Raw genomic sequence first — 10,317 nt, forward strand, 5'->3', positions numbered from 1 at the left:
CGTCATGAACTCGAACCGCTCCGCCGATCTGGCCGCTTTACTCCTTCGCGTCGCCTTGGGCGTGCTGTATCTCGCGCACAGTCTGCAGAAGATTTTCGTCTTCACACTGCCCGGCACGGCGCAGTTCTTCGTGTCGCTCGGTTTGCCGGGTTGGCTCGGGTATGTAACGGCGTTCGTCGAATTGTTCGGTGGCATTGCCCTGCTGCTCGGCGTGCAGGTCCGCTGGGTCGCGCTGATGCTGCTGCCGTTCATGCTCGGCGCGATGTCGCAGCATCTGCATAACGGCTGGGGTTTCGCGTCGCCGAACGGCGGCTGGGAATATCCGGCGTTCTGGGCGGTGACGCTGGTGGTGCAATCGCTGCTTGGTGGCGGAGCGCTGGCGTTTAATGGGGTGAAGGCGCCGCGGGCGGTGGCTGCTTGATGGTTTTGCTTCCGACGTAAAGGGCATGTGCGCGAAAGGCTCTCCGTCGTTTCACAAGGCTGTCGGAGAACCGAAGCAGCTTCTTCAGAATCCCCCGGAAACGATATGTTTCGGGGGATTTTGCTTTTACTGGCAGCCTCCGCGATCGTTCGTACCGGCCGTTCCTCGCTGCTGCGCGACAAAACGGGTCATTGCGGTGACGCTGCGCGACAAATACGTCAACTGAGGCGGCCTGGCTTCGCTGGAAAACGACATTTGTCGCGCAGATCACTTCGGCTTTCGGGATCGCAAATTTCTGTGAGGGGCTCCGCTTGCGCCCTCTACTCAATACAACACCATCTGCGTGCAACGAAACAGCGCCATCGTCCTGCCATTCGGATCGGTGACCGTGGCGTCCCACACCTGCGTACTACGCCCAAGATGCACGCCCTTCGCGACCGCGCGAATCGTCCCTTCCGTCGCCGTGCCGAGAAAGTTGCTTTTCAGCTCGATGGTCGTGAAATTGCGCGCCGTCTCCGGCAGATGCGCCAGGCACGCGTAGCCACAGGCCGTATCGGCGAGACCGATCACGGTGGCGGCATGCAGAAAGCCGTTCGGCGCGAGCAATTCCTTGCGCACGGTCAATTCCGCGGTCAGGACGCCTTCTTCCAACGACAGCACATGCACGCCCAGCAGGCCGGGCAGCGAGCCTTTCTGGCGTTCGTGGAGGCGTTCGACGGTGTATTCCGGGCGGAGTTTGCTCATGAGATTCGGGTCCTCGATGGAAAAATCGGCGGGGCACGGCGGTCAATTACCCGTTTGGGGGCTTCGGCCAAAGTGCATTTGTCGATATTATCAACGGCTGGATCGACAGGTGGGTCTGAACCCGGCACGAGTCCGGCACGAATGCGGGCACACTTGCGCATGTCAGAGCAAATACGCGGCAAACCGGCTGGCGGCGTCCAGCCTTCTTTCCGGGAGAATTCATGACGGTGATCGTGGTGGCGAATCCGAAGGGCGGCGTGGGTAAAAGCACGCTGTCGACCAATCTGGCCGGCTATTTCGCCGCGGCCGGCGAATGGGTCGCGCTGGCGGACCTGGACAAGCAGCAGTCCGCGCACGCGTGGCTGTCGCTGCGGCCCGATACGCTACCGGCCATCGAAACCTGGGAAGTCAATCAGGACGCGCCCGCCAAACCGCCCAAAGGGTTGGAGCACGCGGTCATCGACACGCCAGCCGGGCTGCACGGCAATCGTCTGAGTATCGCGCTGGATCTGGCCGACAAGGTGATCGTGCCGCTCCAGCCGTCCATGTTCGATATTCTCGCCACCCAGGAATTCCTCGAGCGGCTCGCCAAGGAGAAAGCGGTCAGGAAGGGCGCGATCGAAATCGGCGTGGTCGGCATGCGTGTCGATGCGCGCACGCGCTCGGCGGAACAACTGCATCGCTTTGTCGAGGGTTTGAAGCTGCCGGTGCTGGGCTTCTTGCGCGACACGCAGAATTACGTGCAACTGGCGGCCCACGGGCTGACCCTGTGGGATGTCGCGAAAAGCCGGGTGGAGAAGGATCTGGAGCAGTGGCAGCCGATCGTCGAGTGGACTAACGGCACCAGCAAGAAGGGTTGAAGTGGCAGGGCAGGCGGCTGTGCCGCCCGCTGCATGATGATGCAGCCCGCGTTGTAAATCTTCAGGGGTTTCGTACGGTGTGCGCGCGTCGGTGGACTACGAGGTGCTCCGGTGCAGATCTGCGTCTGACGCCCCCCGCTCCGTGGCCCGCCAAACGGGACCTCTGCGCGGCGAGCGTAGCGAACGCTCAAGGGACCTACAGGGCGTTTACGTCCAGTTCTGCGTCGGCACGTGATCGCGGCTGCCCTTGATCTTGTTGTTGTCGTCCACGAATACCAGGTCCGGCTTCCAGCCGGCCTTCAGTTCCGCCTCGTCCACCACTGCGAACGCCGCGATGATCACCAGATCGCCCAACTGCGCGCGCCGTGCGGCCGAACCGTTCAGCGAAATCATGCCGCTGCCGCGTTCGCCCTTGATCGCATAGGTCGAGAAACGCTCGCCGTTGTTGATGTTCCAGATGTCGATCCGCTCGTTTTCGACGATGTTCGCCGCTTCCAGCAAATCTTCGTCGATCGCGCACGAGCCCTCGTAGTGCAGCTCGCAGTGCGTGACCGCGACGCGGTGGATCTTCGACTTCAGCATGTTGCGTTGCATGACCAATCCTGTGTGATTTCTTAAGCGTGTCTACGTTATCTAAGACGGCTTCAGATTTCGAGGTTGTCGATAAGGCGAGTGGCGCCGAGCTTGGCGGCGGCCAGCACGACCAGTTCCGCGTTCGCGTCTTGCGGACCCGGCGGCAGCAGATCCGAGCGCTTGCGCACCGCGATGTAATCCGGCTGCCAGCCGCGTGCAGCGAGAGCCGCCATCGCCGCCTGTTCGATCTTTGCGAAGTCGCGCTCGCCGGAAAGCACGGCGTCGCGCACGCGATTCAGTTCGGCGGCCAGCTTCGGCGCCTCGGCGCGCTCGGCGGCTTGCAGATAGCGATTGCGCGAGCTGAGCGCGAGGCCGTCGGTATCACGCACGGTTTCGGCGGCGATGATGTCGGTGGGCAGCGCGAACTGGTGGCACATGCGGCGCACGATCATCAACTGCTGGTAATCCTTCTTGCCGAACACGGCGACGCGCGGCTGCACGCACGACATCAGCTTCATCACCACCGTGCACACGCCCTGGAAGAACCCTGGCCGGAATTCGCCTTCGAGGATATCGCCCAGATCATGCGGCGGATGCACGCGGTACTCCTGCGGCTCCGGATACAAATCCCTTTCCGTCGGCGCGAACAGCACGTAGACGTTTTCCTTCTGGAGTTTTTCGATGTCCGCTTCCATCGTGCGCGGGTATTTGTCGAAATCCTCGTTCGGACCGAACTGCAGCCGGTTGACGAAGATGCTCGCCACGACCGGATCGCCGTGCTGGCGCGCGAGGCGCATCAGCGACAGATGGCCCTCGTGCAGGTTGCCCATGGTCGGCACAAAGGCAGTGCGATTCTGGCCGCGCAACTGGTCGCGCAATTCATGGATCGAGCTGATGACTTTCATGATCGGACAGGGATTTCCTCGCGCGGCGCAAGACCGGGTGGACGCAAAACCCTTGGGGTTGCGCGGCCCGCCGCCTCACTGGTAATGACAGGTTCGGAGCGCCGGATTGTAGTGGATTTGCGCGCCTGCCGCACCGAAAAAAGGCCGCTTCTCCCGCGCAGCGGAATTGCGCCCGGCGGGATTCCGCCCCGTCCGAGGGCTTCAGGCGGGCAGATAGGCGAGGCGCACATAGATCGGTGCGAACGGTTCCGCCTGGGTGATTTCGACGAGTGATTCACGGCACAGCTCAAGCACGGCGATGAAATTCACCACCACCACCGGCACGCCCTTGCTCGTGTCGAACAGGTCGGAGAACTCGATGAAGCGCGCGTTCTGCAGTTGCCGCAGGATCGAGCTCATGTGCTCGCGCACCGACAGCTCTTCGCGCGAAATCTTGTGATGCTGGACCAGCTTGGCGCGCTTGATCACATCGGCCCACGCGGCGCGGAGGTCTTCGCTGTTCACGTCCGGAAAACGCGGCGTGATGCTTTGCTCGATGTAGACCTCGGCGCGCAGGAAATCGCGCCCGAGTTGCGGCAACTGGTCGATGCGTTGCGCGGCGAGCTTCATCTGCTCGTATTCGAGCAGGCGCCGCACGAGTTCCGCGCGCGGATCCTCGGCTTCTTCGCCGCTGTCGGCCTTCTTCACCGGCAGCAGCATGCGCGACTTGATCTCGATCAGCATCGCGGCCATGAGCAGATACTCGGACGCGAGTTCGAGATTGGTCTGGCGCAACTGGTCGACGTAGCCGAGGTATTGCACCGTGACGTCCGCCATCGGGATGTCGAGCACGTTGAAGTTCTGCTTGCGGATCAGGTACAGCAAGAGATCCAGCGGTCCTTCGAACGTCTCGAGAAACACCTCGAGCGCGTCCGGCGGGATGTACAGATCCGTCGGCAGCTTGAAGAGCGGCTCGCCGTACAGGCGTGCAAAAGCAATGCCGTCGACGGTGTCCGGTGTCGAATCGGTGGCGGGCGCGGCGAGCGCGGCGTCGGCGGGGGCCGGCGGTGCGCCGTGGGCCTCGTCGGCGTGACTCACGCGCTTAGAAGTTTTGATAGTACGAGTAAGGCGTCTGTTCTACGCGCGAAGCTCTCTGCTCGGCGCGTTCTTCCAGATCGATCGGCTGTTTGTCCCACAGCAGCGCGCGGCCGCGGCGTTGTTCGGCTTCCAGATTGGGTTTCTGTTGCTTGAGCTGGTTCAGGAACTGGGTGATGTCCGATTGATACATGGCTCGACGTCCGTGGTGTGGGAATTGGCGGCTGCCCGGCGGTCATTCGCGGGTTGCCTCGCGCGGTGCCGCTGCTATTCCATAATTTTACCGCATGCGCGGCGCGCGGTCGAAAAACGGCGGCCTGGCCGGGCGGGCGGCGCGTGAAAATAGCTGGAACCCGCGCGGTGCGGCGTGCGTCAAAGGCGGGCGCGTTGGCGGGCGCGTTGGCGGGCGTGGCGGTGTTGCGGCTGTTGCGGGCGTTGTGGGTGCCTGGCGTTAGCGTGGCACGGGCACGGGCACGGGCGTCGGGATCGGGATCGGCATCGGGATCGGCATCGGGATCGGCATCGGCCTCGGCCTCGGCCGGCCAGCGGCACCGGCAATGGCAATGGCAATGGCGACGGCACTGGCAACGGCAACGGCAACGGCAACGGCAACGGCAACGGCAACGGCAATGGCCGGCGGCTTTGGCAACGGCATCGACACCCGCGCTGGCGTCGCACAGCATGGCGCGCCGCGCGCGAACCCGACGGCAAACCCCGCCGGCAGGCCGCGGACGCCGTTTTAGAGATCTCGCGGCGCCCCGCCGATGTGGTCAAATAGCGTGCTTCGGCCGCCGCGGCGCGCCTGAGCGACAAAATTCATCAACCACGGCCGGAGGTCCTGTTTGGCGGGGTGCGCGATCGACAAGCCGCGGCTGCGGCGCGGCAAGGCCAGTTCCGGGCGTGGGCATCGCACGCCCATGCGGCATTGGCTGCGCACGTGGCTGGCATTCGGCCTCCTCATGCTGACGCTGGCAACCGGCAACGCCCACGCCGCAAAAGCGGCGGCCAGCTACAAGGTCGATGTCGAAGCCACGCCGCGCTCGCTGCGCAAGCTGCTCGAAGCGCATCTGGATATCGCGCGTTTCGCCAAGCGCCCGGACATCAGCGACGACCAGTTCGAGTTTCTGATCACCGCCACACCCCAGCAGGTCCGCGATCTGGCCTCCACGCAGGGCTATTTCACACCGATCGTACGCACCGACGTACGCACCGTCGACAATGCGAAGCGCGTCACGGTGAGCGTCGATCCTGGCCCGCAGACCGTCATCTCATCGATTTCGCTGTCGTTTCGCGGGCCGGTGCTGACCGAGGATCCAGCCCAGGAAAACGCCGCGCGCTTCGCATTTTCGCTGCACGAAGGCGAGCCGTTCTCGCAGGGCGATTGGGATGATGCGAAAAACGCGTCGCTCAAGGCGTTGCAGGCGCGCCGCTATCTCGGTGCGAAGATTTACCACTCCGAGGCGCGAGTCGATCCGCGCACGCACGAGGCGACACTGTCGGTCACGTACGAGAGCGGGCCGACCTTCACCATGGGCAAGCTCGACGTATCGGGCACGCGGCGCTATCCGGAACAGATCGTCGACAACGTGAACCCGATTTCGGAAGGCGATATCTACGACGTGCAGCGCATCACGGAATTACAGCGGCAGTTGCAGAACACGCCGTACTACGCGAGCGTCGCGATCGACGTGGATAGCGACCCGGCCAAGCCAATGGACACGCCGGTGCACGTGAAGGTGTCGGAATATCCGTACAACAGCATTCGAGGCGGGATCGGCTACTCGACGGACAACGGCCCGCTGGTCCAAGGTTCCTATTCGTATCTCGATACGTTCGGCAAAGCGTGGCCGTTCACCATCCAGGGACGCGTCGACCAGATCCAGCAATACGGCCAAATTCAACTCGCCATGCCGCCGGGGCCGCGTGCGTGGACCAATAGTGTTCTGGCGTCCTACACCACGACCGACGTTTCAGACACGCGCATTTACAGTATCCGCGGCGGCGTGCAACGGGCCCGGACCTCGCAATTCATCGACTACAACTACTCGCTCCTGTACTACCAGGACCGGCTCGATCAGAACGCGTTCGCGCCGACCACGAGCCGCGCGCTGGTGCCGTCCTGGTCGTGGACCCGGCGCAATACCGACGACCCGCTGTTCCCGCGCAAGGGCAACCTGATTCATGTCGAGGCGGGCTTCGCGGTCAAAGGCGCGCTGACCGACCAGACCTTCATTCGCGGCTATGCGCGCGGCCAGCAGTACTTGCCGATCGGCAAGGAAGACCTCGTGCTGATTCGCGCCGAACTCGGCGGCGTGTTCACGAGCGGCCCTTCGAGCGGCATACCGGCCTCGCTGCTGTTTCGCGCGGGCGGTTCGAATTCGGTGCGCGGCTATGGCTATCAGAGTATCGGTAACAACGTCGACGGTTCGGTGCTGCCAACAAAGTATCTCGTCACGGGCTCGGCCGAGTACCAGCACTGGTTCAGTCACGACTGGGGCGCAGCCGCGTTCTTCGACGTCGGCACCGCCACCGACACGTGGGGCGAAAAAGTCTTTTATCCCGGCGTCGGCGTCGGGGCGCGCTGGCGCAGCCCGGTCGGCCCGGTCAACGTCGATGTCGCCTACGGCATTCGCAACAAGAGTGTGCGGCCGTATCTGACGCTGGGCATTGCCTTCTGATGAAAACCTGCTTCCACATGATCCACGCATGACCACGGACGTTTCCGCCCAACCTCCCGCGCAGCCGCCCGGTGCACAACCGCCGGAGCAGCCGCCCGGACAGCAGCCGCCGCCCGAGGCGCCGCCGCCAAGGCGCCGGCTCGGCCGGTTGCTGCTGAAAACGTTCGCGTGGACGGTGGCCGTGCTGGTGCTGTTGCTCGCGTTGGCGGTGGGTTTGCTGTACGGCGCACTGACGACCGAGCGCGGCACCGCCTATGCGTGGCAGGCGGCGGTGAAGCTGCTGGGCGGCAAGCTGAGCGGCACGCTGGAGCGCGGTGCCCTCGCGAACGGGCTGCAATTGCGACAAGTGCGGTGGCGCAGCCTCGACGGCAGCGGCACGGATATCCAGATCGACCGCGTGGCGGGCCGCTGGGCGCTCGCGCGCGAACCTTGGCGCTTCACCATCGACTATCTGCATATCGGCACGGTGGACGCGCGTATTGGTTCTTCGTCGTCGAGCAGTAGCGGGCCGGTGAAGTTGCCGCAAGACTTGCGCTTGCCGATGCAGCTCGACGTTCGCGACGTCCAGGTCGACAAGCTGCTGCTGCGTCAGGGCGCGTCGACGACGGAGTTTTCGCGCTTCGTCTTTCATGGACGCAGCGACGGGCGCCATCACGAGGCCGCGATCGAGCGGCTGGACACGCCGTTCGGCGCGGTGACCGCGGCGGCCAAACTCGATGGTGTGCGACCGTTTCCGCTAAGTGGGGAGATCGGCTATTCGGGCAAGGTGAACGACGAGGCGGTGCAGGTGGGTGGCCATCTGAGCGGCTCGTTGGAGAATCTCGTCGCGGAACTCGATGCTAGCGGGATGAAGCTCGCCGGTCATGCGCGGGTCGAGGCTACGCCGTTCGGCGAAGTGCCGTTACAGCGCGCTACGCTGACCTTCGATCACATCAACCCGCAGGCTTTTGCGCCCGGCGCGCCGTTGGCCGACCTGGCCGTGCGGGCGGAGTTGCAGCCGGTGGGGCAGGGCGCGACGGGGGAGGTCGTGTTGGGGGTGAGTGGGGCGAGTGGGGCAAGCGGGGCGAGTGCCGCCGTGGGGGGGGGCGCGGGCCCCCCCCCCCCCCCCCCCCCCGGCCGCCCCCCCGCCCCCCCCCCCCCCCCCCCCCCGCGTCCTTACGCATTCCGAAGATGAGACTTGTGAAGTTTCACTGGCCGCGCACCGCGGCGCGAATCGCGCTGTGCGCCGGTGCGTGTCTGGCATTGAGCGCGCTTTGCGCGCAGGCGCGGCCCTCGATTGCGCAGTACGACGAGCCCAAATATCCCGTCGATTTCACGCACTTCGACTATGCGGATCCCACGGCGCCGAGCGACGGCAAGCTCAGCTTCCAGAACTTCGACGAACTGCAGAGCTACGATTCGCTGAATCCGTTTCTCGTGCGCGGCGCGCCCGCGCCGGACATCCTTCATCTGATGTTCGATACGTTGATGCAGCGCAGTTGGGACGAGCTCGCCTCCGAGTATCCGCTGATCGCCGACGATGTCGAAGTCGCGCCGGACCTCAGTTCGGCCACCTTCCACATCAATCCTGCCGCACGCTTTTCGAATGGCGATCCGATCACCGCGACCGACGTCAAATACTCATTCGACACATTGACGAGCCCAAAGGCCTCGCCGCTCTTCAATGCGCAGTTCTCAGTCATCAAAAGCGCGACCGTGATCGATAAAAACACGATCCGCTTCGTTTTCAGACACGCCGAGCGCGACGCGCCGCTGATCGCCGGCGATTTGCCGATCTTCTCGCCGAAGTGGGGCATGCGCGCGGACGGCACACGTCTACCGTTCGACCAGATCGCGAACGAGCCGCCGGTCGCGAGCGGTCCGTATCTGATCGAGTCGCGCAAGAACGACAAGCAGATCACCTATCGCCGCAACCCCGATTACTGGGCCGCGAATTTACCGTCGCGGCGCGGCATGTTCCGCTTCGCGAGCATCACCTTCAAACTCTATCGCGACCACTACACACAACTGGAAGCGTTCAAGGCCGGCGATGCCGACGCGATTGTCGAATACAGCGCAACGCAATGGGCGCGTAAATACGTCGGCAAGAACTTCGACAATGGACTGCTGAAGCGGGGAGAATTCGCCGACGGCCCCGCGCAGATGCAAGGCATGCTGATGAATCTGCGCAAGCCGATGTTCCAGGACCCGCGCGTGCGCCACGCACTGACGATGGCATTCGACTACGACTGGATGAACCGCCTGATGTTCTACGGTCAATACCGGCGCACCAGCAGCTATTTCGCGGCGAGTCCGTTCGGCGCGACCGGCATGCCCGGCCCGAAGGAACTGGCCTTGCTTGAACCATTGAGGGCCAGCGTGCCGCCGGAAGTATTCGGTCCCATGCTCAAGCAACCCACGACGATCGCACCGGATTCCTTGCGCGGCAACTTGCGCGTGGCGCGCGATCTGCTGGCGCAAGCCGGCTGGCACTATCGCGATGGCGCCTTGCGCGACGCAAACGGCACGCCGATGACGATCGAGATCATGGACGATCAGCCGGGCATGGACCGCCTGATCCTGCCGTATATGCAGGCCCTCGGCATGCTCGGCATTCAGGCGCATATGCGCGAGATCGACAGCGCGTTGTACCAGAAGCGGCTGGACAACTTCGAGTACGACATGACCACGTTCATCTATCCGCCGGTGACGATTCCCGGCGCGGAATTGACGCGCCGCTTCGGTAGCGCGGCGGCGTCGGAAGTCGGCTCGGAAAACTATCCGGGCATCCGCTCCAAAGCGGTCGACTCGCTAATTCACTCAGCGCTCTCCGCCGACAATCTCGACGACCTGGAAGCGGCGACTCGCGCCCTGGATCGCGTGATGATCTATTCGTTCTACCTCGTGCCGGAGTATTACGCACCTGGCGCGCGGATCGGCTACAAGTCGACGCTCGGTCATCCGGACAAAGTGCCGATGTCGTATCAATACGAAGACTGGGTGATCGACTACTGGTACACGAAAACGCCGGCCGCCCAGACCGCATCTTCCACCGCGGCTACGGCCGCTACGGCCCACTGAGG

General features: G+C 63.8%; 10 protein-coding genes and 1 pseudogene. 6 read left to right on the top strand and 5 right to left on the bottom strand.

The annotated features are described in order from the left end of the window. Positions 1 to 4: 4 nt before the first annotated feature. Entirely contained in the window at positions 5 to 421 is a 417-nt protein-coding gene (locus PQR32_RS31650; protein ID WP_408236447.1) for a DoxX family protein, read from the top strand. A 324-nt stretch (positions 422 to 745) separates the two neighbouring features. Here the strand turns inward: PQR32_RS31650 and PQR32_RS31655 are convergent, their stop codons facing one another. Continuing rightward, entirely contained in the window at positions 746 to 1,165 is a 420-nt protein-coding gene (locus PQR32_RS31655; protein ID WP_408236450.1) for a PaaI family thioesterase, read from the bottom strand. Between the two features lie 221 nt (positions 1,166 to 1,386). Between PQR32_RS31655 and PQR32_RS31660 the strand changes: the two genes are divergently transcribed. Continuing rightward, the gene (locus PQR32_RS31660) at positions 1,387 to 2,025 is read left to right on the top strand and encodes a nucleotide-binding protein (protein ID WP_408236453.1); all 639 of its coding nucleotides are present in this window, start codon (positions 1,387 to 1,389) and stop codon (positions 2,023 to 2,025) included. A gap of 207 nt (positions 2,026 to 2,232) precedes the next feature. On the opposite strand, the gene panD is transcribed toward PQR32_RS31660, so the two are convergent. The 4 genes from panD to PQR32_RS31680 all read right to left on the bottom strand — a co-directional run bounded on the left by panD (position 2,233) and on the right by PQR32_RS31680 (position 4,770). Then, positions 2,233 to 2,619, bottom strand: a complete 387-nt coding sequence (gene panD, locus PQR32_RS31665) for an aspartate 1-decarboxylase (RefSeq protein WP_012432059.1) — start codon at positions 2,617 to 2,619, stop codon at positions 2,233 to 2,235. Positions 2,620 to 2,669: 50 nt separating this feature from the next. After that, positions 2,670 to 3,503 carry a pantoate--beta-alanine ligase gene (gene panC / locus PQR32_RS31670; RefSeq protein WP_408236456.1) on the bottom strand — a complete coding sequence of 278 codons (834 nt, stop codon included), beginning with the start codon at positions 3,501 to 3,503 and terminating at the stop codon, positions 2,670 to 2,672. Between the two features lie 201 nt (positions 3,504 to 3,704). Beyond that, positions 3,705 to 4,580, bottom strand: coding sequence for a segregation and condensation protein A (locus tag PQR32_RS31675; protein ID WP_408236458.1), 876 nt, complete (start codon positions 4,578 to 4,580; stop codon positions 3,705 to 3,707). A 4-nt stretch (positions 4,581 to 4,584) separates the two neighbouring features. Then, the gene (locus tag PQR32_RS31680; protein ID WP_175150426.1) at positions 4,585 to 4,770 is read right to left on the bottom strand and encodes a DUF3460 family protein; all 186 of its coding nucleotides are present in this window, start codon (positions 4,768 to 4,770) and stop codon (positions 4,585 to 4,587) included. A gap of 376 nt (positions 4,771 to 5,146) precedes the next feature. Here PQR32_RS31680 and PQR32_RS31685 point away from each other — a divergent pair, with 376 nt between their 5' ends. The 4 genes and pseudogenes from PQR32_RS31685 (at position 5,147) to PQR32_RS31700 (ending at position 10,315) form a co-directional block, all read left to right on the top strand. Beyond that, positions 5,147 to 5,320: a hypothetical protein gene (locus PQR32_RS31685; protein ID WP_408236462.1), complete on the top strand. Its 174-nt coding sequence runs from the start codon at positions 5,147 to 5,149 to the stop codon at positions 5,318 to 5,320. A 99-nt stretch (positions 5,321 to 5,419) separates the two neighbouring features. Then, entirely contained in the window at positions 5,420 to 7,255 is a 1,836-nt protein-coding gene (locus PQR32_RS31690) for an autotransporter assembly complex protein TamA (RefSeq protein ID WP_408236465.1), read from the top strand. Positions 7,256 to 7,283: 28 nt separating this feature from the next. After that, positions 7,284 to 8,363 (top strand): annotated as a pseudogene (locus PQR32_RS31695) (translocation/assembly module TamB domain-containing protein); the annotation flags it as partial. A 62-nt stretch (positions 8,364 to 8,425) separates the two neighbouring features. Continuing rightward, complete coding sequence (locus PQR32_RS31700; protein WP_408236468.1) at positions 8,426 to 10,315, top strand: extracellular solute-binding protein; 1,890 nt, start codon at positions 8,426 to 8,428, stop codon at positions 10,313 to 10,315. Positions 10,316 to 10,317: the final 2 nt, after the last annotated feature.

The sequence above is a fragment of the Paraburkholderia dipogonis genome, assembly GCF_046027395.1.
Classification (GTDB): Bacteria; Pseudomonadota; Gammaproteobacteria; order Burkholderiales; family Burkholderiaceae; genus Paraburkholderia; species Paraburkholderia dipogonis_A.

What these genes read in the sequence shown, in the direction of transcription:
- PQR32_RS31685 (WP_408236462.1), top strand. Translation starts at nt 5,147, where the DNA reads ATGGCGACGGCACTGGCAACGGCAACGGCAACGGCAACGGCAACGGCA.
- PQR32_RS31700 (WP_408236468.1), top strand. Translation starts at nt 8,426, where the DNA reads ATGAGACTTGTGAAGTTTCACTGGCCGCGCACCGCGGCGCGAATCGCG.
- panD (WP_012432059.1), bottom strand. Translation starts at nt 2,619, where the DNA reads ATGCAACGCAACATGCTGAAGTCGAAGATCCACCGCGTCGCGGTCACG.
- PQR32_RS31655 (WP_408236450.1), bottom strand. Translation starts at nt 1,165, where the DNA reads ATGAGCAAACTCCGCCCGGAATACACCGTCGAACGCCTCCACGAACGC.
- PQR32_RS31660 (WP_408236453.1), top strand. Translation starts at nt 1,387, where the DNA reads ATGACGGTGATCGTGGTGGCGAATCCGAAGGGCGGCGTGGGTAAAAGC.
- panC (WP_408236456.1), bottom strand. Translation starts at nt 3,503, where the DNA reads ATGAAAGTCATCAGCTCGATCCATGAATTGCGCGACCAGTTGCGCGGC.
- PQR32_RS31650 (WP_408236447.1), top strand. Translation starts at nt 5, where the DNA reads ATGAACTCGAACCGCTCCGCCGATCTGGCCGCTTTACTCCTTCGCGTC.
- PQR32_RS31680 (WP_175150426.1), bottom strand. Translation starts at nt 4,770, where the DNA reads ATGTATCAATCGGACATCACCCAGTTCCTGAACCAGCTCAAGCAACAG.